The sequence below is a fragment of the Patulibacter medicamentivorans genome, from assembly GCF_000240225.1.
GTDB classification, from domain to species: domain Bacteria; phylum Actinomycetota; class Thermoleophilia; order Solirubrobacterales; family Solirubrobacteraceae; genus Patulibacter; species Patulibacter medicamentivorans.
In genome coordinates this window covers 1-24,456 of sequence record NZ_AGUD01000293.1, presented here as the reverse complement: position 1 = coordinate 24,456, position 24,456 = coordinate 1, and the positions used below count along the sequence as shown (strand labels likewise).

21 protein-coding genes are annotated in these 24,456 nt (G+C 75.1%); 14 read left to right on the top strand and 7 right to left on the bottom strand.

Annotated features, from left to right (window positions below):
• From PAI11_RS27570 to PAI11_RS24880, 6 genes are all read left to right on the top strand, one after another.
• Positions 1-331 (top strand): hypothetical protein (locus PAI11_RS27570; protein WP_040601135.1); only part of this gene is annotated, 331 nt, incomplete at its 5' end.
• Positions 332-342: 11 nt separating this feature from the next.
• Entirely contained in the window at positions 343-3,510 is a 3,168-nt protein-coding gene (locus PAI11_RS20160; protein WP_007578239.1) for a hypothetical protein, read from the top strand.
• A gap of 118 nt (positions 3,511-3,628) precedes the next feature.
• Positions 3,629-4,030, top strand: coding sequence for a hypothetical protein (locus PAI11_RS20155; RefSeq protein WP_040601134.1), 402 nt, complete (start codon positions 3,629-3,631; stop codon positions 4,028-4,030).
• A gap of 7 nt (positions 4,031-4,037) precedes the next feature.
• Positions 4,038-5,480, top strand: coding sequence for an Ig-like domain-containing protein (locus PAI11_RS20150; protein WP_007578237.1), 1,443 nt, complete (start codon positions 4,038-4,040; stop codon positions 5,478-5,480).
• A gap of 248 nt (positions 5,481-5,728) precedes the next feature.
• Positions 5,729-7,186: a Vgb family protein gene (locus PAI11_RS20145; protein ID WP_007578236.1), complete on the top strand. Its 1,458-nt coding sequence runs from the start codon at positions 5,729-5,731 to the stop codon at positions 7,184-7,186.
• Between the two features lie 85 nt (positions 7,187-7,271).
• Entirely contained in the window at positions 7,272-7,754 is a 483-nt protein-coding gene (locus tag PAI11_RS24880) for a flavin reductase family protein (RefSeq protein ID WP_007578235.1), read from the top strand.
• Between the two features lie 75 nt (positions 7,755-7,829).
• On the opposite strand, the gene PAI11_RS20135 is transcribed toward PAI11_RS24880, so the two are convergent.
• Positions 7,830-8,540, bottom strand: a complete 711-nt coding sequence (locus PAI11_RS20135; RefSeq protein ID WP_007578234.1) for a hypothetical protein — start codon at positions 8,538-8,540, stop codon at positions 7,830-7,832.
• Between the two features lie 579 nt (positions 8,541-9,119).
• Here PAI11_RS20135 and PAI11_RS20130 point away from each other — a divergent pair.
• From PAI11_RS20130 to rfbD, 3 genes are all read left to right on the top strand, one after another.
• Positions 9,120-9,596 carry a pyridoxamine 5'-phosphate oxidase family protein gene (locus PAI11_RS20130; protein ID WP_007578233.1) on the top strand — a complete coding sequence of 159 codons (477 nt, stop codon included), beginning with the start codon at positions 9,120-9,122 and terminating at the stop codon, positions 9,594-9,596.
• Between the two features lie 62 nt (positions 9,597-9,658).
• On the top strand, positions 9,659-10,732 hold the full coding sequence (locus tag PAI11_RS20125; RefSeq protein WP_007578232.1) for a glucose-1-phosphate thymidylyltransferase: 1,074 nt from the start codon (positions 9,659-9,661) through the stop codon (positions 10,730-10,732).
• A gap of 35 nt (positions 10,733-10,767) precedes the next feature.
• A complete protein-coding gene (gene rfbD, locus PAI11_RS20120) occupies positions 10,768-11,730 on the top strand; it encodes a dTDP-4-dehydrorhamnose reductase (protein WP_007578231.1) in 963 nt (320 codons plus the stop codon).
• 12 nt (positions 11,731-11,742) lie between these two features.
• On the opposite strand, the gene PAI11_RS20115 is transcribed toward rfbD, so the two are convergent.
• Positions 11,743-12,165 carry a hypothetical protein gene (locus PAI11_RS20115; protein ID WP_138974447.1) on the bottom strand — a complete coding sequence of 141 codons (423 nt, stop codon included), beginning with the start codon at positions 12,163-12,165 and terminating at the stop codon, positions 11,743-11,745.
• Positions 12,166-12,293: 128 nt separating this feature from the next.
• Positions 12,294-12,686 (bottom strand): VOC family protein, encoded by a 393-nt coding sequence (locus PAI11_RS20110; RefSeq protein ID WP_007578229.1) that lies wholly within the window; start codon positions 12,684-12,686, stop codon positions 12,294-12,296.
• Positions 12,687-12,775: 89 nt separating this feature from the next.
• Between PAI11_RS20110 and rfbB the strand changes: the two genes are divergently transcribed.
• Entirely contained in the window at positions 12,776-13,771 is a 996-nt protein-coding gene (rfbB, locus tag PAI11_RS20105; protein ID WP_007578228.1) for a dTDP-glucose 4,6-dehydratase, read from the top strand.
• Positions 13,772-13,845: 74 nt separating this feature from the next.
• Here the strand turns inward: rfbB and PAI11_RS20100 are convergent, their stop codons facing one another.
• Positions 13,846-14,322 carry a hypothetical protein gene (locus PAI11_RS20100; RefSeq protein ID WP_007578227.1) on the bottom strand — a complete coding sequence of 159 codons (477 nt, stop codon included), beginning with the start codon at positions 14,320-14,322 and terminating at the stop codon, positions 13,846-13,848.
• A 67-nt stretch (positions 14,323-14,389) separates the two neighbouring features.
• On the opposite strand from PAI11_RS20100, the gene PAI11_RS20095 reads away from it, so the two are divergent.
• Positions 14,390-15,067: a uracil-DNA glycosylase gene (locus PAI11_RS20095; RefSeq protein ID WP_007578226.1), complete on the top strand. Its 678-nt coding sequence runs from the start codon at positions 14,390-14,392 to the stop codon at positions 15,065-15,067.
• Positions 15,068-15,077: 10 nt separating this feature from the next.
• On the opposite strand, the gene PAI11_RS24875 is transcribed toward PAI11_RS20095, so the two are convergent.
• Together PAI11_RS24875 and PAI11_RS20085 are read right to left on the bottom strand one after the other, a co-directional pair.
• On the bottom strand, positions 15,078-16,151 hold the full coding sequence (locus PAI11_RS24875) for a serine hydrolase (RefSeq protein ID WP_007578225.1): 1,074 nt from the start codon (positions 16,149-16,151) through the stop codon (positions 15,078-15,080).
• A 75-nt stretch (positions 16,152-16,226) separates the two neighbouring features.
• Positions 16,227-16,805, bottom strand: a complete 579-nt coding sequence (locus PAI11_RS20085) for a TetR/AcrR family transcriptional regulator (RefSeq protein WP_040601136.1) — start codon at positions 16,803-16,805, stop codon at positions 16,227-16,229.
• Positions 16,806-16,982: 177 nt separating this feature from the next.
• Here PAI11_RS20085 and PAI11_RS20080 point away from each other — a divergent pair, with 177 nt between their 5' ends.
• Complete coding sequence (locus PAI11_RS20080; RefSeq protein WP_007578223.1) at positions 16,983-17,540, top strand: NADPH-dependent FMN reductase; 558 nt, start codon at positions 16,983-16,985, stop codon at positions 17,538-17,540.
• 133 nt (positions 17,541-17,673) lie between these two features.
• On the opposite strand, the gene PAI11_RS20075 is transcribed toward PAI11_RS20080, so the two are convergent.
• Positions 17,674-18,567, bottom strand: a complete 894-nt coding sequence (locus PAI11_RS20075) for a hypothetical protein (RefSeq protein WP_007578222.1) — start codon at positions 18,565-18,567, stop codon at positions 17,674-17,676.
• Positions 18,568-18,742: 175 nt separating this feature from the next.
• Between PAI11_RS20075 and PAI11_RS26565 the strand changes: the two genes are divergently transcribed.
• Together PAI11_RS26565 and PAI11_RS20065 are read left to right on the top strand one after the other, a co-directional pair.
• Positions 18,743-24,112 carry a DEAD/DEAH box helicase gene (locus tag PAI11_RS26565; RefSeq protein WP_007578221.1) on the top strand — a complete coding sequence of 1,790 codons (5,370 nt, stop codon included), beginning with the start codon at positions 18,743-18,745 and terminating at the stop codon, positions 24,110-24,112.
• 132 nt (positions 24,113-24,244) lie between these two features.
• Positions 24,245-24,456, top strand: a 212-nt coding sequence (locus PAI11_RS20065) for a hypothetical protein (RefSeq protein WP_138974446.1), incomplete at its 3' end; no start/stop codon positions are given.

The window sequence follows — 24,456 nt, the reverse complement described above, 5'->3', positions numbered from 1 at the left end:
GCCCGGCAGCGACGGCGGCAGCGGCGGACGTGGCGGCGACGGCGGCCAGGGCGGCGTTGGCGGCAGCGTGACCGACGACGGCGTCGGCGACCCCGACGGCGAGGTCGGGCACGGCGGTGACGGCGGCGATGGCGGCCGGGGCGGCTTCGGTGGCGCCGGCGGCGGTGGCGCGGGCGGCCCGAGCGCCGCGATCGGCCACTTCGGCAGCGGATCGACGACGGTCGCCACGGACTCGACCCTGACCCACGGCGCCGGCGGCCTCGGCGGCCGCAATCCGCGCGACCCCTCCAAGCCGGGCGCTCGCGGCCGCGCGGCCGATCGCCTGCCGTGAGGACGAGCCGCATGCGCAAGCTCCTCCGCCTTCCGCTGGCCGCGCTCGTCGTCGCCGGCGGGGCGCTGCTCCCGTCGACCGCCCCCGCGGCGCCGACGCCCGAGCAGCGCCTGAACCTGCTGCCGCCGTCCGGGTGGCTCGAGACCGTGATCGACGACGTCCTTCACAGCGAGCCGCTGGGCCGGCTGCTGCAGGACTCGCGGTCCGCGAAGGCCGTGCCGCTCGGCCGGTTGCTGCAGGACGCCCTCTGCCCGCCAGTGACCGAGGTCGACGAGCTGGTCGACGGCGTCCCGGGCCTCTCCGACCTGACCGGGCTGCTGACCACCGGCGCCTGCAACCTGGACGTCCTCGACTACGCCTTCCACACCGAGTTCCGGCGGCCGAACGGCCAGATCGTCAAGCGCGACGTCCCGGCGACGCTCGAATTCCCGACGCCGCTGAACGTCGACGACGATCCGGCGCCTGAGTTCCTCGCCTCGTTGCAGGTGTTCTCGCTCGACAAGGCGACGCTGAAGATCGAGCGCGTGCCCGGCAGGCAGGAGCACCTGCCGGCGTCCGTCGAGGCCGTGATCGCCGACCCGTCCGACGGCAGCCTGCCACGGAAGCGGGTGGCGGTCGGGTTCGACGGCATGCCCTCCGACGCGCCGACCGCTTGGCAGACCGTGATCCGGCTGACCGACGTCTTCGGCGACGCCGAGCCGACGCGGTTCGGGGCCACCGTCACGCAGACGGGCGCGACCGGGCCGGTCGCGCTGCTGGCCGAGGTCTTCGACGGCGTCGATGGCAAGGGCGTCCGGACCAACCGGATGGCCACGCGGCTGGAGCAGGAGAAGCCGCCGCAGCGGACCACGGCCGACTTCGCGTTCGCCGCCGACGACGCGATCGAGGCCAACCTGCGGACGACCGAGCGGACCAGGACGACCGTCAGCGCCCGGCTGCAGGACGACGCGCTGGACGAGGAGGATCGCGTCGTGGCCACGATCGAGGACCTGCCGCGGAGCATCGATCTGCGGTTCCAGCCGCTGGGCGAGGACGACCAGAGGATCGACTACCAGGCGAGCGAGCCGATCGATCGGATCAGCGCCGACATCACCGCGCGCAAGGGAGCGCCGACCTACGACACCGTGGTCGACGCCGGCCTGGTCCACTTGAGGCGCGCGCCGATCGGCGCCACGGCGCGGATCAAGACGCTCGACCGCCGGATCGAGAAGCTGGCGATCGACACCCGCGGAGGCCCGGTCGGCGAGGTCGAAGCGGCGTTTGCCGTCAACGGCCAGCCGATCGTGGACCCGGCGCCCGGCGCGTACGTGAAGTCGGTCGACGGCGAGGGCTCGGGACCGACCCAGTTCCGCTCCTCCGCCCTGCGGCTGTTCGACGTCGAGCAGGTGCGGATCGAGGGCACCGCCCCAGGCAGCGCCAGCCGCTCGATCCTGCTCGACGCGACGATGCGGTCGGGGCCGGTGCGGGCGTCGTTCAAGCGCCCCGACCTCGAGGCCGAGGCCCTGGTGCGGAACCTGCCGCACCGTGCCCGGCTGGCGATCGACCCGACGGCGCCGCGGATCGTCTTCGACGGCCACGGCCAGGGGATCGACGAGATCGCCGTCCAGGCCACGAGCCCCGAGCCGCTGCTCGAGCGGGCGACCCATTTCGAGGCGTCGGTCAAGGGGATCCCGGCGACGATGGACCTCGAGGTCGCGGAGGACGAGGACGGGACGATCGAGTTCTCCAGCGACGCCCCGGTCGGCGAGATCGACCTGCGCGCCTCGGACGGCCACGGTGAGAGCCTGCCGGCCGGTGAGCAGGGCGTGATCCTCCGAGACCAGGACGACCGCTGGCTGCTCGCGGCCCGGGTGTTCGGCCTGCGACAGGTCCGGATCACGCCCGATCCGCTCGACCTACTGGTCCGTGCCGGGGCCGGGCGCCCGTTCACGGCCAAGGCGACGCTGGCCCAGGAGACCGGCCCCGACCAGCGGATCGACGCGCGGATCGACGCGCTGCCGAGGCGGGTGGCGCTGCGGCTGGTCGACGACGCCGCGAGCGGGACGCAGGTGACCTACGACGCCGACGCGCCGGTCGCCCGGGTGTCGCTCCGCGGGAGCGACCTGGACGTCGTCGACCGCGCTGACCAGCTGCGACTGGAGATCGAGGACGCACCCCGGCACCTGGAGGCCAAGCTCCCCGAGACCGGGCCGGTGATCGAGGCCACGGCATCCGAACCGGTCGGGCGGCTGCTGATCCAGGCGGCCGGCGGCGCGCTCCGCGAGCTGCCGGCGAACCACGACGGGATCCTCTACCACGACACCCCGAGCGAGTACGCCCTGACAGCCGGGGTCTCGCACCTGCGCAGCGCGCGGATCGAGACCCGCAAGACCGAGCTGGAGGATGTCACAGACGTGCAGGTCGACCTGCCGGACAGCCCGCGGGTCTTTGCGATCGACATGAGGACGTTCGACGAGATCGAGGGGGTCGAGGAGTTCGTCCGCGGCTACGTCGACCGGCCGCAGGCGCGGACGGAGATCCGGATGCGGGCACCGGCCGATGGAGTTCCCGACGAGGACGAGCGGGCGACCGCGATCCGCTACCGGGCGGCCGCGCCGATCAGCGAGCTGCATCTGGAGACCGATCGCGGCAAGAAGCTGGGCCTGCTCCACGCGACGGTGGCGAACGTGCCGAAGCAGCTGGATGTCTGCTTCCACGCCGGCTCCAAGTGCCGGCGCAACGGCTCGCCGAACTTCGCGTCGGAGGCGTCGCTGGAGATCACCGACAACGGCAGCAGCCAGCAGCCGATGACCGTCGACGCGCTGGTCTGCCTGGAACCGGGGAACGAGCGCGACTGCCGCTCGTCCGACCACCGCAAGAAGTTCCTGCGGCTGCGCGACGTGCAGCTCGGCGACCTGGCGTTCGACGTGATGGTCGCTCCCGGTGGGATCCCGCGGGCGTACATCGACACGGCCAACCGTCCGGTGATCGGCAGCATCGACTACCGCGACGACCTGGACTTCCCGGGGTCGTGGAGCGGGGCGAGCGCCACGTTTGGCGGACCGGACGGCCTGCGCGCCCGCCACCGGTCGTTCATCGGGCCGGTCGGCAGCGGCGAGATCGCCTGCTCGCCCGGGACGAGCATGCGACTGGTCGGTCTGCCGGACCTGCCGTTGACCCCGTTCCTCTGCGGGTTCTGACCGCGAGCGGGCCGGCGTCCCCGACCCGGGGGCGCCGGCCGCTGCGGGTCGGCCGCGGCGAAGTCCAGGGTCGGCCTCCGATTGTCGGCCGTCCGGGCCGCGCCTAGCTTCCGGCCGCATGATCCGTCGCTCACCGCTCCTGGCTATCCTGCTCGCCACCGCCGCCCTCGTCGGCTGCGGGGGCTCCGACGCGCCGAAGGCCGCCGCCGGCGACGCCCGCGCGGCGGTCGCCCGGGCCGCCGGCGTGCGGCTGGCCGACATGCCGGTGCCGGACGACGCCAAGGACGACGGCGTCGAGCGTGCCTACAGCAACCAGTCGACCGCCGCCAAGGACGGCCAGATCATCATGCTGTTCGTCCTCGACGAGGCCGGCAAGGCGGGCGAGGTGGCGAAGCAGCTGCGTGGATCGGTGCCGGGCGAGAGCGTCCAGCTCTTCACCCACCGCAACGTGGTCGTCGTGTACGGGGCGACCGGAACCGATCGCAAGGACGCGGTCCGGATCGCGGTCGAGCGGCTCTAGGTCCGCGGTGTTGGTCGCCACCGTCCTCGCGCCGCTGCTGGCTGGCGCGCCGCTGCCCGCCGACCCGAGCACGACCCGGATCGTCGCGCCGGTCGCCGGCGCGGTGCGGTTGGACGACCGCTCGCGCCCCGCGGCGGCGCGCCCGCTGCTCGTCCGCGGGCGCAGCGACGGCCGGGCCGGCGGCACGATCGACGTGGTGTGCGTCGCCGGTCCGCGAACGGCGGTCCTGCGCCGGGCGGTGCCGCTGCGCGCGGGCGGCCGCATCCGGACTGCGATCGCGCTCTCCCGGGTGCCGGTGGGCGGGTGCGACCTCCGCGCCGTCCCCGCCGGTCTGCGCGAGGCGACTGGCGAGCAGTTCCGCGGGCCGCGGCTGGTGGTGGTCCGCTACGAGCCGGCGCGGCCCGTCCCCGCCGCGGGCGACGAGGGCGGCGGAAGCGACCGCTTCCGGGTCGCGGGCGACGGCGTCGTGGTCCGCGAGGCCGAGCGGGGGATCGACGTCGCCGGCGGTTGGCGCGGCGCTGCGCGGATCGCCGCGGTCCGCGTCGACGGGCGGCCGGCGCTGCTGCCCGGGGCGGTGCCGCGCCTGCGCGGACGCGCGCCTCGCGGGTTCGCCGGCGTCGACGCGCACGCCGAGGTCGCGCCGCGCAGCGGCCGGGTGACGGTGACCACCGTCTCTCCGCTCGCGCGTTGCGACGGCGATGCCGCGCTCGGCGGCTGCGGGCGCCTTGCCGAGGCCGGCGTCCGGTTGGAGCGGACGGTGACCGTGACCGGCGCGACCGCCGACGTGCGCGACCGCTGGGTGGCGACCGACCAGCGTCCGCACCGGGTCGAGGTGAGCGTCGTCCACCCGGCGACGATGCTGGTGGCCCCGACCTGGTGGCAGCCGCACGGCGGCGACCCAGGCCCGCTGCCGGGCATCCTCCCGGCGCGGGCGGGCACCGTGGTCGCCGTCGGCGCGAGCGGCGCCGCGGGCCTGGGCGTCGCGCCGGTCCCGACCCGCCTGACCGGCCGCGGCCCGGCGACGATCGTCGACGAGACGTCGATCGACGTGCCTGCCACGGGCGGCGCGGCACTGCACCGCGTGCTGGCCGTGGCCGTCGACCGCGAGCGGGCGGCGAGCGCGGCGCGGGTCGTCGTCGACCCGGCGAGCGCGCCGCGGATCGCGATTGACGCGCCCGCGGACGGCACCGTCAGCCGGGCGTCGAGCATCACGGTCCGGGGCCGCGCCGACGATCCGGACGGGGTCGCCCAGGTGCGCGTTGCCGGCAGGGTGGCGCGGTTGGGCCGCGATGGGCGCTTCGCCGTTCGCGTGCCGCTGCACGACGGAGCGAACCCGATCGCCGCCGTCGCGACCGACCGTCGCGGGGACACCGGCGCGGCCCAGGTGTCGGTCGGCCGGATCTTCGTCGGAGGGCGCCCCGACCCCGAGCGTCCCGGAGGATCCGCATGACCCGTCGTGCCAAGGCGCTCGTCGCCGCCTCCGGCGGTGCCTTCCTCGGCCTGCTGGACGCCACGTCGCGTTCCCTGCTGCGGCGGGCTGTTGGACGCGCAGAAGATGCGGTACATGTGCACCCAGGCCAACCGGCTGGGGTGCCCCGTCTCGCGCGGTGGCCCGCCCAGCGGGGCATGACGGGGCCCGCAACGTTCAGGGTGAGCTCCCGATTGCGGGGGCTCCCGGGGCGCGGGTACGTTCAAGCGATGCCCAGCCCCGCCGTCCTCCGAACCATCCGCCGCCGATCGCGCCTGGCGGGCGCCGGCGTCGCCCTCGCGGCCGTGGCGCTGCTGGTCCCGGCCGCGGCCGGGGCCGCCCCCCGCGTCGACGGCGAGTTCGCCCTCAGCGAGACGCCGAAGCAGCTCACGACGGGCCCCGACGGGAACGTCTGGGTCGTCCTCGGCGGGGCCAAGGACGTGGCCCGGGTTACACCCGACGGTACCGTCACCGAGTTCGACGCCCCGACGTTCTCCGCACCGTTCGGGATCGTCACCGGCCCCGACGGCAACCTCTGGGCGACCTACGTCGGAGGCGTCGCCCGGATCCCGCCCGGCGACCCGGCCGCGGCGGTCGCGTTCCCGATCGCGGCGCTGACCTCGCCCGGCCGGATCGTCGTCGGACCGGACGGCAACCTCTGGACCGCGAGCGGCGAGAACGTACTGCGGATCTCCCCGGCCAGCCCCGCGACGGCGACCGCCTTCCCGGTCGCCGGGATGGGCGCCCGCGGGATCGCCGCGGCCACCGACGGGCAGCTCTGGATCGTCGACTTCGGCAGCCAGCGGGTGGTCCGGATGGCGACCGACGGCAGCTTCACGACCGTTCCCGTCGGCGGCGGGCCGCAGGACATCGCCGCCGGGCCCGACGGGCAGGTCCTCTTCACCAACCCGGGCGCGCTCGAGCAGCACGTCGGTCGGCTGACCGGCGGCGCGACCGCCCCGCTGCTGACGCCGATGCCGGGCGACGACCCGTTCGGCGTCGCCTTCGGCCCGGACGGCGCCTACTGGACCGCGAACTTCGCGCGCGACACGCTCGGCCGGATCGCCGTCGACGGCAGCCGCACGACCCTCACCGGGCTCTCCGCGGCGTCTGGTCCGCGCTACCTGACGGCCGGGCCGGGCAACACGCTCTGGGTCGGACTGGAGCGGACGAGCAAGGTCGCCCGGGTGGTCGGCGTCGACCCGCCGGCCGGTGGCGGTGGCGGCGGTGGCGGTGGCGGCGGCGAGACCCCGCCGCGCGACGTCACCGCGCCGCGGATCTCGAACCTGTCGCTGGTCCGGCGGAGCTTCCGCGCCGGCCGCGCGGTGACCCCCGAGGGCGTGCGCGCCCGCGGCGGGGCGATCGGGACGATCGTGCGGCTGCGGCTCTCCGAGCCGGCCGCGATCACGGTCGCCGTCGAACGGCCGCGGGACGGTCGGCGCTCGGGTGGGCGCTGCGTCGCGCCCTCGCGACGGCTGCGGAAGGCGAAGCGCTGCACCCGGATCCAGCAGGTCGGCGTCCTGCGGGCGACTGGCCGCGAGGGTCGCAACGAGGTCGCCTTCAGCGGGCGGATCAAGGGCCGCTCGCTGGCGCCCGGGTCCTATCGCCTGCGGGTCGGCGCCCGCGACGCCGCCGGCAACGTGGCGACCGAGCGCCCGGCGCGGGTCACGATCGTCCGGGCCCGCTGAGCGGCCACCGGCGGGCCTCGGCGACCGACCGCCGGGGTCGTCCGCCGGTCGGGCGCCGTGCGCCCGTCCGCTACGGTCGGCGGCGATGGCTGAGCCCGCGTCCGCCGACGGCGCCAACTACCGCCGCGCCATGCGGCAGCTGCCGGGTGGGGTGACCGTCGTCACCGCCGCCGGTCGCAGGGGCCCGGCCGGCGTCACCGCGACGGCGGTCGCCTCGGTCTCGGCGGTGCCGCCGGTGGTGCTGGTGGTGGTCGACCGCTGGAATTGGGTCCGCTCGCGAGCCGCGGGCGCGGGCCGATTCGGGGTCAACCTGCTGGGCGCGGGGCAGGAACCGCTGGCCGAGCGGTTCAGCCACGGCACGACGGCGACCTTCGACGGGCTGTCGCTGGCGGCCGACGACCCGCCGATGCTGGCCGAGGCGCCGGTCGCGCTCCGCTGCCGGCTGGTCGACGAGACCGAGCTGTACGAGCGGGCGGTGCTGTTCGGCCAGGTCGAGGCGATCGTGTTCGGCCCGCCGACGGCGCCGCTGGTCTACGCCGACGGGCGCTACCGACCGCTCCACGGCTAGCGCGGTCCGGCAACGCCGAAGCGGCGGGCCGATGGCCCGCCGCTCGTGCTGCTGGGTGATGCGCTGGGGGAGCGATCAGCCCTGGACCTGCGTGACGACCAGGGCGGCGTCGTCGAACCGGTGCGTGGCCGTGCCGACCGCGTAGTGCTGGACGGTCACGGTGTGGGCGCCCGGAGCGAGCGTGTCGCTGTAGCGCTGGAGGCCGAGCGACTCCCAGGAGCTGGAGGTCTCGGTGTTGTTGTCGGTCGAGTTGAAGGCGAAGTCGCTGCCGACGTTCGGGGTCAGCTCGGCGCCGTCGACCAGGATCCGCAGCGAGCAGTAGCCGGTGCCGCCGTAGCAGGCGGACTCGCCGGTGACGTTCGCCACGATCTTGCGCGGGGCGCCGCCGGGGATGGTGATGTTCTGCGTCAGGCCGGCGATCGTGGTCGGCGTGGTGCTCGACGTGGTGGTCGCCGCGGAGAGGTCCGACAGCGAGACGTTCGGCACGGCGTCCGAGCCCGGGTCGCCCTTGTCGCCCTTCGGCCCCTGCGTGCCGCCGGGCAGCTCGCCGGTCTTGAAGTCCTTCTTCAGCAACGAGCCGTTCTTGATGTCGCTCGACTTCAGCGAGTTGTTCTTGACCTGCGCGCTGCCGACCGAGTTGGCCTTCAGCGAGCTGGCCGCGTAGCTGGTGCCACCCAGAGCGGCGAACAGCGCCACCCCGGCGACGACGTGCGCCGACGTGATGCGGCGGCGGCGCGGAGCCTCGGTGACCTCGGTCGCCTCGGCGGACTTCGTGTTGCGGAACATGTGCTCGACCCTTCGTGTCTTGCGGCGGGAGCCCGACGCCCCTGCTCGATGAGAGGAGATTCCCGCCGATCGAGGGTCCGTTCCCCGGCCTTGGTCACGGCGCGAATGTGTCGCTGATCACGTTCGGCCGCAGGGTGCGTCAGCGGTCACGTTCGCGGTCCCGCCGGTGACGGAACCCGGGCGCCCCGAGGCGCCTCGCCGCGGGCCCCGCAGGGCCCCGGCCTGGGCCCGCAGGCCGTCGCAGCTGCCCGAGGAGCGCCGGCATCCGCTCGCGGGCGGCGGTCCGCGGCCGCGCGTGGCGGCCCCGGAACGAGAGGAGGCGGGCCTGCCGGCCCGCCTCTCCCCTGCGGTTCGCGGTGGACTCGATCGCCGAGGGCTGTGCGCCCTGGATCCGGATCGAGAGGACCGCGTCGTCGTGTGGCTCGCCGTGACGTCGGCGGCCGTGGCGTTCTGTGTGATCGCAAGACTGCCGACCCGCGGCGGGTCCTCCCGCGTCGTCGGTCACGGGCCGAGCGCGTCGTCGGTCACGTTCGGCCGCTCCTGGTTTGGCCAGCCAGCCAGTCCGCTAGCGTCCCGCCCATGAGCCGCCGCGATCAGATCACCATGAGCGAGGACGAGGTCCTGGGCTTCCTCGACGAGGAGCGGACGCTGGTCTGCGCGACCCAGGGCCCGCGTGGCTGGCCGCACCTGATGCCGCTCTGGTACGTCGTCCGCGACGGTCGGGTGTGGGCCTGGACGTTCGCCAAGTCGCAGAAGACCAAGAACCTCGAGCGCGACCCGCGCGCCACGATCCAGGTCGAGGCCGGCGAGCAGTACCAGGAGCTGCGCGGCGTGATGCTGGAGACCGAGGTCACCCTCCACCGCGACGTCGACGCGATCACCGAGCTGGGGATCGAGATCTTCCAGCGCTACACGCCCGGGGTCGACGGCGGCGCGCTGCCGGACGAGGTCGTGGCGATGGTCCGCCAGCAGGCATCGAAGCGGGTCGGCCTGGAGTTCGTCGAGCGGCGGCGGGCGACCTGGGATCACCGCAAGCTCGCCGCCGGGGTCTACTAGCGGCCGCCGCCCGCCCGAGCGCTCGTCGCCGAGTCGGACGTCCACCGATAGCCTCCGGCGCGATGCCGCAGCTCAAGGGTCTGATCCTGTCGGGCGGTCGCGGGACGCGCCTGCGCCCGATCACCCACACCTCCGCCAAGCAGCTGGTGCCGGTCGCCAACCAGCCCGTGCTCTTCTACGGGATCCGCTCGATGGTCGAGGCGGGGGTGACCGACATCGGGATCATCCTCAACCCCGAGACCGGCGGCGAGATCCGCGACGCCTGCGGCGACGGCTCGCAGTTCGGCGCCCGGCTGACCTTCATCGAGCAGACCTCGCCCGACGGCCTGGCCCACGCGGTCCTGACCGCCGAGCCGTTCCTCGGCGACGCGCCGTTCGTCATGTACCTGGGCGACAACCTGCTCCAGGGCGGCCTGACCGGGCTGGTGCAGCAGTTCCAGGCCAACCAGCCGGACGCGATGATCCTGCTGCAGCCGGTCGACGATCCGCGCCAGTACGGCGTCGCCGAGCTCCGGGACGGTCGCGTGACCCGGCTGGTGGAGAAGCCGGCCGAGCCCAAGAGCGACCTGGCGCTGGTCGGGGTCTACCTGTTCACCAAGCGGATCCTCGAGGCGGCGAAGGCGATCGAGCCCTCCCCGCGCGGCGAGCTCGAGATCACCGACGCCATCCAGTGGATCGTCGACCAGGGCGACCGGGTCGAGCCGCACGTCGTCCACGGCTGGTGGAAGGACACCGGCAAGCTGGCCGACATGCTCGAGGCCAACCGCCTGATCCTCGACGTGATCGAGCGGCGCGTCGACGGCGAGGTCGTCGACAGCCAGATCGACGGCCGGGTCGTGGTCGAGGCGGGCGCCCGGCTGGAGCGCGCCGTCGTCCGCGGGCCGGTCGTGATCGGCGCTGGCGCGGTGATCACCGACTCCTACATCGGGCCCTACAGCTCGATCGCGGCCGGGGCGGTGGTCGAGCGCTCCGAGGTCGAGCACTCGATCCTGCTCGAGCGCGCCCAGCTGATCGGGCTCGAGGGCCGGATCGAGTCCTCGCTGCTGGGCCGCGACGTCGTGGTCCGGCGGGGCGAGCGGACGCCGCGCGCCTACCGCTTCATGGTCGGCGACAACTCGGAGATCGAGATCCTGTGATCGGCCTCGCCGGTCGGGGACGAACGGGGGCCTAGATGGGCTACGTGCGCCAGGGCGAGATCCAGCGTCTCGGACCGAACACGATCATCCGCCCGAACCGCGGTCAGCTCGAGCGCGAGGACTCCGACGCGCCGCCGGCCGGCCCCCGGCAGCGGCGGATGGTCGTCACCGGGGCCGGGGGGATGCTCGGCCAGCGGGTCGTCGACGTCGGGCGGGTCCACGGCTGGGACGTGGTCGCCGCGCCGCGGGCCGAGATCGACGTCACCAACCTGGACCTGACCACTCGCACGCTCGAGGCGCTCTCGCCGACGGTGGTGATCAACTGCGCCGCCTTCACCGACGTCGACGGGGCCGAGGAGCACGAGGCCGAGGCGCTGCGGATCAACGGCGACGGGGCGGGCAACCTGGCCCGGGCGACCGCGGCGCTCGGGGTCCGGCTGATCCACGTCTCGACCGACTACGTCTTCGCCGGCGACGCCCACGAGCCCTACCGGGAGGACGCGCCGACCGCGCCCCAGGGGGCCTACGGCCGCACCAAGCTGGCCGGCGAGCAGCAGGTCGCCCTGCACAACCCGAACCACCTGATCTGCCGCACCGCGTGGGTCTTCGGCAGCGCCGGGCGCAACTTCGTCGACACGATGGTGGCGCTCGCCGCCGATCGCGACGAGGTCCAGGTCGTCGACGACCAGACCGGCTCGCCGACCTGGACCGGCCACCTGGCGCCGGCGCTGGTCCGTGCCGCGGCCGGCGAGGCGACCGGCATCGCCCACATGGCGGGCGGCGGCCAGGTCACCTGGTGCGGGCTGGCGGCCGAGGTCTTCGCCCGGATCGGCGGCGGCACCCGCGCGACGCCGGTGACCACCGACGCCTTCCCGCGGCCGGCCAAGCGCCCCGCCTGGAGCGTCCTGGCGTCGACCCGGGCCGACGTCCCGGTGCTGCCCGACTGGCACGAGGGCGTGCGCTCGCACCTGCTCGAGACCGGCGCGGCGCGCGACTGAGCGACCGGAAGGTCAGACGGCGTCGGCGGCGGGCTCCGCCGCGTCCGGCTTCTGCGGCGCCCGCAGCCGCAGCTCGCTGGCGATGTCCTGGATCCGCGCCCGCGAGGCGCCCCAGCCGCGGACCTGCTCCTCGCGCTCCAGCTTCCAGCGGCGTCGGACCTCGATCGTCCAGGGCACCGGGGCGACCGCCCGCAGCACCAGGAACAGCGGCAGCAGCGCGATCAGGATCAGCAGCTCGGCCAGCAGGATCGTGATCACGATCAGGGCCGGGATCGCCAGGATCAGCAGGAAGATCCCGATCACGGCGCTGATCGGGTCGTCGCCGAGCCCGCCGATGTCGACCGGCATGTCGGGCACGTCGCGGACCCGTCGGCGCCACGGCAACCACCGTCGCCGCACCCGCCACGTCGTTCCCTCTGGGTCCTGCACCTTCATCGGTCGCTCCTGGGTTCGCCGGCGCCGGGACCTCCGGCGCCGCCCGCCATTCAACCGCGAACCGCGGGCGGCCGAGGCGCGCGGTCGAGCCCGGCCGACCGCTCGGGGCCGCGAGCCCCTCGCCGACTTCAGTCCTTCGGCGCTCGCGGCGCGTAGCGGTGGTGGATCCCCAGCGAGTTGCCGTCCGGGTCCTCGAAGAACGCCTGGTGGCAGACGCCGCTGTCGATCGTCTCGGTCTTGAAGGTCACGCCGCGGGACTCGAGCTCCGCCTTGGCGGCCTCGAAGTCGTCGACGTGGAGCGCGATCGGGTGGCCGTGGGGACGGAACTCGATCCCGAAGGCGGCCGACTCCATGACGGCGATGGTCAGGTTGCCGGTCTCGTACTCGGCGGCCGGCATCTGGCCCCAGCGGGCCGAGCAGGGCAGGCCGAGGACGGTGCCGTAGAACTCCTGCGCGCGGGCGAAGTCCTGGGTCGGCAGGGTGATGAAGTCGACGCCGCTGGCGATCGGGGTGGCGGTCATGGTCCTGGTCCTCCTCGAGGTGTTCGGTCCGCCGATCAAAGACGGCTGGCGACGCGGCTGTCAAGACCGCGGCGATACCCTCAGCTGCGATGCGGATCCTCGTTTGCGGTGGTGCTGGTTTCATCGGCTCGGCGTTCGTGCACCAGCGCGTCGCGGCCGGTGACGACGTGCGGGTGCTCGACGCCCTGACCTACGCCGGCCGCGAGGAGAACCTCGACGGCCTCGACGTCGACCTCGTGATCGGCCGGATCGAGGACCCCGGCGCGGTCGAGCAGGCCGCCGCCGACGTCGAGGCGATCGTCAACTTCGCGGCCGAGACCCACGTCGATCGGTCGATCCTCGATGCGCAGGCGTTCGTCACCACCAACGCCGTCGGCACCTTCACGCTGCTGGAGGAGGCCCGTCGGCGCGGCGTCCGCTACGTCCAGGTCTCGACCGACGAGGTCTACGGCTCGATCGACGACGGGGCGTTCACCGAGCAGCACCCGCTGGAGCCCTCCTCGCCCTACAGCGCGTCGAAGGCCGGCGCCGACCTGATGGTGCTGGCGGCCCACCACACCTACGGCCAGGACGTCGTGATCGCGCGGGGGTCCAACTGCTACGGGCCGCGGCAGTTCCCCGAGAAGCTGATCCCGATCATGGTCCTGAACGCGATCCACGGCGGGCCGCTGCCGGTCTACGGCGACGGACAGCAGGTCCGCACCTGGCTGCACGTCGACGACTTCGCGTCGGGCATCCACGCGGTCCTCGAGCACGGCGCCGCCGGGCAGGCCTACAACGTCGGCGGGGCGAAGGAGAAGGTCAACCTCGACGTCGTCTCGCGGATCGTCGACCTGACCGACGCGTCGCCGTCGCAGGTCAAGCACGTCGAGGACCGGCTCGGCCACGACCGCCGCTACGCGCTCGATTCCTCCAAGCTCCGGCAGCTGGCCGGCTGGGCGCCGCGGGTCGACTTCGACGAGGGCGGCCTGGAATCGACCGTCCACTGGTACCGCGACCACGAGTGGTGGTGGCGGCCGCTGGTCGAGACCGCCGAGTACCGCGCCTACTACCGGCGCGTCTACGACCGCGACCCCGACTTCTAGCGGGGGGCTGGGTCGGGCCGGTGCGCTTGGGCCACCACCCGGCCGGCACGACCGCCCGCCCGAGCGGGCCGCCGCTACTTCTTGCCGGCGCCGCCCTCGACCGCGCCGCGCGTGGTGCTGTCGAGCTTCCAGGTGTTGCCGCCCTCGCGGACGAGGGTCAGCGTGTCGTTGCGCTTGTGGGAGCCGGTGACCTTGAGCTCGACCTTCGCCAGCGCCTTGTCGCCCTCGATCGTGACGTCCTGGACGCTCATGTCGATCGGGTCGGCGTCGTCGAGCGCCTTGCGGGTGACCTTCTCGCAGCCGCCGCGGGCGTCGAGCTGGGCGACGAGGCGCTTGGACAGCAGCTGACGACAGACGGTGCGGGCGCCGTTGTTGTCCTTCTGCTCGTCGTCGTAGGCGTCGTCGAGCGCCTTGACGGTGTTGGCCACCTGCGCCTTCACGCCCGAGAAGTCCTTGCTCTTGGTCGTGTTCGTCGGCGCGCAGCCGACGGCCCCGAGGGCGATCGTGCCGGCGGCGAGGAGCAGGGCCAGGCGGGAGCGGCGGGCGGTCACGGGAGCGAACGGTACCGGAGGGCCTCGCCAGTGCTGGTCGCGACCGGTCGTGGACTACCGTCGGGACGTGGCCGAGACCCTGACCGAGCACCACCGGCGCGTCGTCGAATGCCGGGCCTGCCCGCGGCTGGTGGCGTGGCGCGAGGAGGTCGCGCGGACCAAGCGGGCGGCCTTCCGGGACGAGCCGTACTGGGGCCGTCCGATCCCCGGATTCGGCGATCCGGCGGCGCGCGTGCTGGTGGTCGGCCTGGCGCCCGCCGCCCACGGCGCCAACCGGACGGGGCGGATCTTCACCGGCGATCGCTCGGGGGACTTCCTCTTCGCCGCGCTCCACCGGACCGGGTTCGCCAACCAGCCGACCGCGACCCACCGCGGCGACGGGCTGCGACTGCGGGACTGCTGGATCACCGCGATCGTCCGCTGCGCGCCGCCGGCGAACAAGCCGACGCCGGAGGAGCGGGACGCCTGCCTGCCGTGGACGGTGGCCGAGCTGGACCTGCTCCCGAACGTGCGGACGCTGGTCTGCCTGGGCGGGTTCGGCTGGGACGGGGCGCTGCGGCTGCTGGCGGCGCGGGGGATCGCGGTGCCGCGACCACGGCCGCGGTTCGGCCACGGGGTCGAGGCGCTCGTCGGGCCCTACCGGCTGCTGGGCAGCTTCCATCCCAGCCAGCAGAACACCTTCACGGGCCGGCTGACCGAGCCGATGCTCGACGCGGTCCTGACGCGCGCCGCGGCCACCGCCTGACCGCCGGGGGTCAGCCGCCGGGGCAGGTCTTCGGCAGCGCCGGCCAACGGCTGACCGGCAGGCTCCGCTGCAGCGCCCGTGCCATCGCGGTCAGCTTCGGCGTCACGGCCTCGAGCCCTCCGCGGGCGTCGGCGGCGATCGCCACCGCGACCCCGCGCGACCCGCGCCGCAGCACGCCGTACTGGACCGCCACGTAGCGACCACCGGCCTCCGGCCCCCAGCCGCCCTTGAAACCGATCGTGGCGCCCCATGCCGGCGTCCCGAGGCCCCACCGCTGGCCGCCCTCGACCCGTCGCATCAGGCCGAGGACGAAGCGCGTGTCCTCGCTCCCCAGCACGCAGCTGCCGGCCAGCCCGCCGTAGAAGCGGACGCCGTCGGTCAGGCGCAGCTGGGTCTGCCCGAAGGTGGTGAACGACCCGCGGCGCTGGCGGTTGACCGCGATCGCGCGGCCGCTGCCGGCGGTCAGGGCCTCCTCGACCTTGGACGAAGCGCCGTCGACGCCGCCGAAGGCCTGCTCCAGCTCGGCGAACAGCCCGAGCGCCGCCTCGTTGTCGGAGGCGGTCAGCGCCCGCGTGGCGAGGCTCCGCTCGCTGGCGGTCGGCGTCCGCCCCCCGCGCAGCTCGCCGGCGCGGCGAGCCCGCAGCACGGCTGAGAGCACCGGGACCTTGGAGCTGCTCCAGGCGTGGGTCACCTGGAGGGTTCCGGCACGGACGACGGTCCCGGGGCCGATCGTCCCGACCGCCGCCCCGGTGCCCGCTCCGCCGGCCCGCGCGGCCGCGGTCGCCGCGCGCTGCAGCGCCGGTCGCGGCGACCTGGCGGTGGTGGTCGTGGTGGTGGTCGTCGCGGCGGTCCGGACGGTCGCCGGGGCCTCGGGCTCGGTCGGTTCGCTGTCGTCGTGCGCGGTCGGCGGCTCGCCGGCGGGGGTGACCGCCGGCGGCATCGTGGCTGTCGTGCGGGCGGCGGCCGCCGGCGCGTCGTCGCCGGAGCCGCCCACCAGCGCCCCGACGCCGATCGCGACGAGCAGCACGAGCAGGGCGATCCCGCCGATCAGGCCACGGCGTCCGCGTGCGTCGGAGAGGCGCATGGGCTCGACCCTACCCAGGCGGTCCGTGGGTCGCGACCACCGGGCCGGGGGACCCGGCTCACCCGGCGGCGGGGCTCAGCAGCGGGTGACGCGGTGGACCAGGTCGGTCCAGCCGTCGGCGATCCGGGCGAGCGGCATGCCCAGCACGTGGTTCTGGTGCCAGACCAGGCTGGCATCGAGCGTGGCCAGCAGGCTGTCGGTCAGGAGCTGCACGTCACCCGAGACCCCGGCGTCGCGCAGCAGCGACGCGACGTGGGTGGCGTGGACCCCGCGGGTGGGGTGGGCCAGGCGCTTCTCGGCGCAGGACTCCGCGGCGCGCAGGACCTCGCCGTGCAGATCGACCATCTCCAGCCGGGCGTGGCCGAAGGCGACCAGGCGCTCGACCGGGTCGCCGCCGGGGCCGAGCGGCGGCGGGCCGTGCAGGAACGCCTCCTGGAGGTCGGTCTCGGTGTGGTTGATCAGCGCGTTCATCAGCCCGGCGCGATCGCCGAAGCGGCGGAAGACCGTGCCCTTGCCGACCTCGGCCGCGGCCGCGACCGCCTCCATCGTGACGTTGGCGACGCCGCGCTCGGCGACCAGGCGGCCGGCCGCGTCGAGCAGCCGCCGGCGGTTGCGGGCGGCGTCGGCGCGCTCGTGCTCCTGGGCGCCGGCCATCGGCAGGGCCAGGGTCGGCAGCGGCGTCAGCGGTGCGGTGGGCGTGGAGGCCACGGTTCGAGTGTAGCCGAAACGATGCAAGTGGACCGCGGTCCGGTTTGGTGCTACAACTCTTGAGAGCGGACCATGGTCCGCTTCCCCGACGGACTCTAGCCCCCTCTCTCAGGAGCCTCCTCCATGACCCGCATCATCGGCCTCTCCGGCAGCCTCCGCGCCGGATCGCACAACAAGCAGCTGCTCGAGACCGCGGCCCGCAACGCCCCCGACGGCGTCGAGATCGAGGTCTTCGACGGCCTCGCCGAGCTGCCGCTCTACAACGAGGACCTCGACGGCGAGAGCGTGCCCGCCGCGGCCGCCGCGCTTCGCGAGGCCGTCGCCGGCGCCGACGCCGTCCTGATCGCGACGCCCGAGTACAACGGCTCGACCCCCGGCGGGCTGAAGAACGCGATCGACTGGCTCTCCCGCCCCTTCGGCGCCGGCGCCATCAAGGAGAAGCCGGTCGCCGTGATCGGGACCGCCTTCGGCCAGTACGGCGGCGTCTGGGCTCACGACGAGACCCGCAAGGCCCTCGGGATCGCCGGCGGCGCGGTCGTCGAGGAGGCCAAGGTCTCGGTCCCCAACTCGCTCGGCCGCTTCGCCGAGCTGCACCCGGCCGACGACGCCGAGGTCGCCGCGCAGGTCGCGCAGGTCGTCCGCCAGCTGGTCGACACGACCAAGCAGCCGGTCGCGGCCTGAGCTGAGGCGCCGCTGCGCCTCGGCGCGCCGCGGAGCCGGCCCTGCGGCGGGCCGGGCGGATCAGCGCCCGGCCTGCCGCAGGGCCGGCGGGAGAGGCAGTGGGCGGGCCGGCGACGACCGGCCCGTCGTCGTCCTAGGGGGCGGCGACGAAGCTGGCGGTGATGCTCTTGCAGACCGTCGGGTAGTACCCGCGCTGCTCGTAGCGCGAGCTGACGTGCACCGTCCCGCGGGCCAGTCCGTCGCTGCCGACCCGTCCCCGGATCGTGCCGTTGAACTGGTAGCGGTAGCGCTTGCGGCCGCGGCCGCCCTGCTCCCGGTGGCGCTCGGTGCCGCGGAAGCTGCCGTCGGCCCGGACCGCGAACGGCGGCGCGAAGTTGCGGAAGCTGCCGTTCCAGGTCTTGCGCCCGGACTGGCAGCGGAAGCGCGTCGCCCACACCGCGCTGAGCCGGCCGTCGGGGCGCGCGACGATCGCGATCGCGGCACGGAAGCCGTCGACCCGCTGGCTGGTCACGCCGAAGCGCGAGTGGTTGGCGGCCGCGCCGGGACGAGGGCTCGGGCCGTTCCGTCGCACGGAGAGCGGCAGCGTTCCGCGGCAGCGAAGCCGGCGCTTCCCGTTGTGCAGCGTGCCGACCATCGTCAGCGTTCCGTCCAACTGCTCCGGCCCGGTGCGCTGGAGCTGCACCGTGAGACGGACCCGGGTCCGCAGCGCGCCGCTCCTCGCGCGGAGGGTCCGCACGGCGCTGATCGCCTGCCAGTTCGTCGCGTCGGGGACCGTCGTCCGCAGCTCGCGCGCACCCAGCGTGGTGCAACGGCTCGTCGCGGCGGCGACGCTGAGCCGCACGCCGTTCCCGTTGACGTTGACGGTCACGAGCGCGTCGTTGCCGGCGTAGGCGCGGACGCTCTTCGGGATCTGCAGGTAGCCGCCGCCGTAGATCTCGGCGGAGGCGACCGCGGGCAGCGCGCCACCGCCCGCGACCGCGGCGGCGACGAGGGCGAGCGCGGCTGGGCGCGACGGACGACGGGACATGCAGGGACCCTCCTGGTGCTGGACGACGAGCCACCGCGCGCCGTGGGGCTGCGCGACGATCACCCTATCGGCGGCCGGAACCGCTGTACACGCGTCCGTCTGCACTCCGTGGACGGACGTCCGGTCAGGCGGCCCCGCCGGCCCGGACCGGCGGGCGGCGTAGTCTCGATCGTCCGTGTCCCTCGACGCCTTCACCCCGCGCGTCCGCGACTGGTTCACGCGCGCCTTCGACGCCCCGACGCCCGTCCAGCAGCAGGCCTGGCCGCTGATCTCGGCCGGCGAGCACGTGCTGATCTCGGCGCCGACCGGGTCGGGCAAGACGCTGGCGGCGTTCCTCTGGGGGCTCGATCGGCTGGCGGCGGCGCCGCTGCCGGACGGGCAACGGCGCGTCCGGCTGCTGTACGTCTCGCCGCTGAAGGCCCTCAGCCACGACGTCGAGCGCAACCTGCGCGCGCCGCTGCGCGGGATCGCCCCGCCGTCGGCCGACGGCGCGCTCGACATCCGGGTCGGCCTGCGGACCGGCGACACGCCCCAGCGCGAGCGGGCGGCGATGCGGCGCCGTCCGCCGGACGTCCTGATCACCACGCCCGAGTCGCTGTTCCTGATGCTGACGTCGGGCGCGCGAGAGATCCTGACCGGCGTCGAGACGCTGATCATCGACGAGATCCACGCGGTCGCCGGGACCAAGCGCGGCAGCCACCTGGCCCTGACCCTCGAGCGGCTCGCCGCCCAGCGCGAGCCGGGGCTGCCGGGCGCGTGGGCCGGCGACGACATCCAGCGGATCGGGCTCTCGGCGACCCAGAACCCGCTCGAGGAGGTCGGCCGCTTCCTGGTCGGCCCGCAGCGCAAGTGCCGGATCGTCGACACCGGCGAGCGCAAGCTGATGGACCTGCGGATCCAGGTCCCGGTCGAGTCGCTGACCGAGCTGGACGGCGTCGGTGCGGCGGCGCCCGCGCATGCCGGCGAGCCAGCGGGGCGGGAAGGCCCGGGCTCGGCCGCCTACGAGGACGCGGCCCGCCCCGGCTCGTCCGCCGGCGAGCACGCCCCCGACGAGCCCGCGGGCGTCGCGATCGACGACCCGCTGAACGTGCTGCCCGCGGGCAACGAGGCCACCCGCAACTCGATCTGGCCGGCGATGTACCCGGAGATCCTCGACCTCGTCGAGCAGCACCGGTCGACGATCGTCTTCGTCAACAGCCGCCGCTCGGCCGAGCGGCTCGCCCTGCGGCTGAACGAGCTGGCCGAGCGGCGGGCGCTCGACGCCGAGGCGGCCGCCGCGGGCGCGGCCGACGGCGCCGCCTCGCTGGCCCGCGGCGGTCAGGGCGCTCGCCGGGATCCGGACCGCAACCCCGACGCCCGCTGGGATCCCGACGACCCGACCCGGCCCGCGGCCCGCCAGCCGGGCGAGCTGCGGCGGCTGGAGCCCGACCTCGACGCGACGCTCCCGAGCCCCGAGCGCCACGCCGGCATCCATCCGCGCCCGGTCGAGCCGCTGCCCGGGCACGTCCCGGCGACCGGCTCCGGGGCTGCGGGCCCGACGGGCCCGACGGGCCGCGCCAACGTCGCCGGCAGCCACACCGCCGTCGTCGGCGCGAAGCCCACCGGCCCCCACGCGGTCGAGATCGCCCGCGCCCACCACGGCTCGCTCAGCCGCGAGGAGCGCGAGCTGGTCGAGGAGCTGCTGAAGGCCGGCGAGCTGCCGTGCCTGGTCGCCACCAGCTCGCTGGAGCTGGGGATCGACATGGGCGCCGTCGACCTGGTGCTGCAGATCGAGTCGCCGAAGTCGGTCGCGGCCGGGATGCAGCGGATCGGCCGCGCCGGCCACGGCGTCGGCGAGGTCGCCAAGGGCCGGATCTTCCCGAAGTTCCGCGCCGACCTGCTGGAGTGCGCGGTCGTCGCGCGGCGGATGCGCGAGGGGCTGATCGAGCCGATCTCGATCCCCCGCAACCCGCTCGACGTGCTCGCCCAGCAGGTGGTCGCGATCGCGGCGTCGTCCGACGACAGCGCCCAGTCGCGGTCGCGGGGTCCGCGCACGATCGACCCGGCGGCCGTCGGGCAGCTGGCGCTCGCCGACGCCGGCGAGCCGCCTCCCGGCCCTACCGGCGGAGACGACGGCGAGCGTCAGCACCCGGACGCGGCGGACCCCGACGCCGGTCTCGGGGAGGGGATCGCGGTCGACGACGTCTTCGCGCTCGTCACCCGCACCCACCCCTACGCGGAGCTCCCGCGCGAGCTGTTCGAGCGGGTCCTCGACATGCTCGACGGGCGCTACCCGTCGCAGGACTTCGCCGAGCTGCGGCCGCGGATCGTCTGGGACCGGATCGGCGGCACGATCCGGCCGCGCCGCGGCGCCGGCCGGCTGGCGATCGCCAACGCCGGCACGATCCCCGACCGCGGCCTGTACCGCGTCACGCTGCCCGACGGCCGCCGCGTCGGCGAGCTCGACGAGGAGATGGTCTACGAGGCCCGCGCCGGCCAGACCTTCCTGCTCGGCGCGTCGACCTGGCGGATCGAGGAGATCCAGCGCGACCGGGTCGTCGTCACCCCGGCGCCGGGCGTGCCGGGCGCCGTGCCGTTCTGGCGCGGCGACCAGCGCGGGCGGCCGAAGTCGCTCGGCGCGGCGATCGGCGCCTTCAGCCGCTGGGCGGTCGACCAGCAGGAGCAGACGCTGGTCGCCGACTACGACCTCGACGAGCGCGCCGCCCGCAACCTCCTGGACTTCCTGCGCGAGCAGCAGGACGCCACCCGGGTCCTGCCCTCGGACACGGCGCTGGTCGTCGAGCGGTTCAAGGACGAGATCGGCGACTGGCGGCTGTGCCTGCTGTCGCCGTTCGGCGGCCGCGTCCACGCCGCCTGGGGCCTGGCCGCCAGCCGCCGGATCCGCGAGGAGCTGGGGATCGAGGCCGACGCGATCTGGTCCGACGACGGGATCATCCTCCACCTGCCCGACAGCGACGAGCCGCCGTCGGCCGAGCTGCTGCTGCTGGACCCCGACGAGGCCGAGGACCTGATCGTCTCGGAGCTCGGGTCGAGCGCGCTGTTCGGCGCCCGCTTCCGCGAGAACGCCGGCCGCGCGCTGCTGATCCCACGGGCCCGGCCGGGCCGGCGGACCCCGCTCTGGCAGCAGCGGCTGAAGGCCCAGACGCTGCTCGAGGTGGCCGAGAGGTTCCCCGACTTCCCGGTGATCCTCGAGACCTACCGCGAGTGCCTGCGCGACGTGCTCGACGTCCCCGGGCTGGTCGAGCTGCTGCAGCAGGTCCAGCGACGCGAGGTCTCGCTGGTCGAGGTCGAGACGCCGACCGCCTCGCCGATGGCCTCTTCTCTGCTGTTCGACTACGTCGCGACGTACATGTACGAGGGCGACGCGCCGAACGCCGAGCGGCGGGCCGCGGCGCTGTCGCTCGACCGCGACCTGCTGCGCGAGCTGCTCGGCCAGGACGAGCTGCGCGAGCTGCTCGACGAGGGCGCGCTGGCGCAGCTCGAGGCGGACCTGCAGCACCGCTCCGCCCGCACCGTCGCGCGCTCGCCCGACGCGCTGGCCGAGGTCCTGCGGCGGGTCGGGGACCTGACGCTGGACGAGGTCGCCGCGCGCGTCGCGGCACCCGGCGCGGTCGTGCCCGACGCCGGCGCGCCGGCCGACGACGCGCGACGGACCCTGGCCGAGGACTGGCTGCTGGCGCTCGGCACGCAGCGGCGCGCGATCCGGATGCGGATCGGCAGTGAGGAGCGGTGGATCGCCGCCGACGACGCGGGGCTGTTCCGCGACGCGCTCGGCGCGGTCCCGCCCGGCGGCCTGCCCGAGGCGTTCCTGGCCGACGTCGCCGACCCCCAGCGGCGGCTGGTCGTCCGCTTCGCCGCCACCCACGGGCCGTTCACCGACCGCGAGCTGCGCGAGCGCTACGGGCTCGACCTGCTGGCGCCGCTCCGCGACCTGCTGCGCGAGGACGAGCTGGTCCGCGGCGAGATCCGGCCCGGGGGCACCGAGACCGAGTGGTGCGATCCCGAGGTCCTGCGGCGCCTGCGGCGGATGTCGCTGGCGGCCCTGCGCCACGAGATCGAGCCGGCCGACCCGCGGGCGCTGGTGGCGTTCACGACCGGCTGGCAGGGGATCGACCGCCACCGTCCGAGCGGGGCCGGGCCCGACCGGCTGCGCGAGATCCTGGTGCCGCTGCAGGGCCTGGCGCTGCCGGTCGAGCTGTGGGAGCGCGACGTGCTGCCGCGGCGGCTGGGCGCCTACTCGCCGGCCTGGCTCGACGGGCTCTGCGCCTCGGGCGAGGTGGTCTGGGTCGGAGCCGGGGCGCTGGGACGGGGCGGCGGGCGGGTGGCGCTCTACTTCCGCGACGACATCGCGGCGATCGGCCCGCCGATGGGCCGCGACCTGCCGCGACCCGGCGGACGGCCCCTGGCCGGCGGAACGGCCGGTCGCGTCGAGCCCGTCGGCCCGAGCGGTCCCGTCCACGATGCGCTGCGCGAGCTGCTCGGGCAGCGGCCGGCCTTCTTCAGCGAGATGCTCGCAGCGGTCCCGCATCCGCCGATCGACCTGCGCGACGCGCTCTGGGACCTGATCTGGGCCGGCGAGGTCACCTGCGACGTCTTCGCTCCGCTGCGGGCCGGGCGGGCGGGAATGAAGACGACCCGCTCCGGCGCGGGGACGGCCGGCGGACGCAGCCGGACCGCGACGCGGCGACGCTTCGGCCCCCGGCCGGGGGCGGCCGCGCGCGAGGCGACGCAGGGGCGGTTCGCGCTCGCCGCGCCGCTCTTCCTGCCGCCGCCCGGCGAGCCCGCGGTGGATCCCGGCAGCCGACGTCGCACGCAGGCCGAGCTGCTGCTGGAGCGCCACGGGATCGTGACCCGGGAGCACGTCCGGGCCGAGGGGATCAGCGGCGGCTTCTCGACCCTCTACGACAGCTTCGGGGCGCTGGAGACGCTCGGCGTCTGCCGCCGCGGCTACTTCGTCGAGGGGCTCGGCGGCGCGCAGTTCGCGCTGCCCGGCGCGGTCGAGCGACTGCGGGCCCAGCAGGTCGCCCCGCCCGGGCCGGTCGTCGCGCCGTCCGGCGAGCCGCTGCCGGTGCTGGTGCTCGACGCGGCCGATCCGGCCCAGCCCTACGGCACGCTGCTGCCGTGGCCGGGCCCCGATGGCCAGCCGCCGCGCCCGCGCGAGTCGTCCCGCGCCGGCCGAGAGGACGACGATGCGCCGCCGCCCGCAGCCCGCACCCGGGACCCCGGCCGGCCGGCCGAGGCGCAGAGCCCCCGCCCGCAGCGCGCGCACGGAGCGAAGGTCGTCCTGGTCGGTCCGGACCCGGTGCTCTTCATCGACCGCTCGGGCAAGGGCGTCCAGGTGCTCGTCCCGTACGCCGACGACCGGCTGCCAGCCGCGTTGGCGGCCCTGGTCGAGGCCGCCGCGTCCGGTCGCGTCGGCGTCGCCCGCAAGGGCGTCCAGCTGGAGCGGATCGACGGGCTCGACGTGATCGGGCACCCGCTGGAGCGGCTGCTCGAACCGGCCGGCTTCCGCCCCGCCCCGACGAAGTACCTGGCCCGCGGCTAGCTCCGCCGCGCCCGCCGCCCCGTCGCACGGGCGACGGATGCAGATTCATGGGCTGGTATTGGCCGGCACCGCGCGGGATGCTGCGTTGGTCCCGTCCCGTCGGTAGATCGTCCCATGCTCGATCCCGTCCCCATGCCGTGCCCCCGCGCCATCCGGCCGCGCCGTCGCCCCCATGGCGCCGGCCAGGCGGTGATCGCCACGGCGGTCGCGCTGCTGGCGATCGCGCTGCCGGCGGCGCCCGCCGTGGCGGCGCCCACGACCCTCTCGCGTGGCGAGCTGCGGGGCTGGGTCCGCGGCCACGCGTCGACCGCGACGGTCCGGGCCGAGCTGGCCGCCGGGTCGCG

What these genes read in the sequence shown, in the direction of transcription:
- PAI11_RS20160 (WP_007578239.1), top strand. Translation starts at nt 343, where the DNA reads ATGCGCAAGCTCCTCCGCCTTCCGCTGGCCGCGCTCGTCGTCGCCGGC.
- PAI11_RS20155 (WP_040601134.1), top strand. Translation starts at nt 3,629, where the DNA reads ATGATCCGTCGCTCACCGCTCCTGGCTATCCTGCTCGCCACCGCCGCC.
- PAI11_RS20145 (WP_007578236.1), top strand. Translation starts at nt 5,729, where the DNA reads ATGCCCAGCCCCGCCGTCCTCCGAACCATCCGCCGCCGATCGCGCCTG.
- PAI11_RS24880 (WP_007578235.1), top strand. Translation starts at nt 7,272, where the DNA reads ATGGCTGAGCCCGCGTCCGCCGACGGCGCCAACTACCGCCGCGCCATG.
- PAI11_RS20135 (WP_007578234.1), bottom strand. Translation starts at nt 8,540, where the DNA reads ATGTTCCGCAACACGAAGTCCGCCGAGGCGACCGAGGTCACCGAGGCT.
- PAI11_RS20130 (WP_007578233.1), top strand. Translation starts at nt 9,120, where the DNA reads ATGAGCCGCCGCGATCAGATCACCATGAGCGAGGACGAGGTCCTGGGC.
- PAI11_RS20125 (WP_007578232.1), top strand. Translation starts at nt 9,659, where the DNA reads ATGCCGCAGCTCAAGGGTCTGATCCTGTCGGGCGGTCGCGGGACGCGC.
- rfbD (WP_007578231.1), top strand. Translation starts at nt 10,768, where the DNA reads ATGGGCTACGTGCGCCAGGGCGAGATCCAGCGTCTCGGACCGAACACG.
- PAI11_RS20115 (WP_138974447.1), bottom strand. Translation starts at nt 12,165, where the DNA reads ATGAAGGTGCAGGACCCAGAGGGAACGACGTGGCGGGTGCGGCGACGG.
- PAI11_RS20110 (WP_007578229.1), bottom strand. Translation starts at nt 12,686, where the DNA reads ATGACCGCCACCCCGATCGCCAGCGGCGTCGACTTCATCACCCTGCCG.
- rfbB (WP_007578228.1), top strand. Translation starts at nt 12,776, where the DNA reads ATGCGGATCCTCGTTTGCGGTGGTGCTGGTTTCATCGGCTCGGCGTTC.
- PAI11_RS24875 (WP_007578225.1), bottom strand. Translation starts at nt 16,151, where the DNA reads ATGCGCCTCTCCGACGCACGCGGACGCCGTGGCCTGATCGGCGGGATC.
- PAI11_RS20085 (WP_040601136.1), bottom strand. Translation starts at nt 16,805, where the DNA reads ATGGCCGGCGCCCAGGAGCACGAGCGCGCCGACGCCGCCCGCAACCGC.
- PAI11_RS20080 (WP_007578223.1), top strand. Translation starts at nt 16,983, where the DNA reads ATGACCCGCATCATCGGCCTCTCCGGCAGCCTCCGCGCCGGATCGCAC.
- PAI11_RS20075 (WP_007578222.1), bottom strand. Translation starts at nt 18,567, where the DNA reads ATGTCCCGTCGTCCGTCGCGCCCAGCCGCGCTCGCCCTCGTCGCCGCC.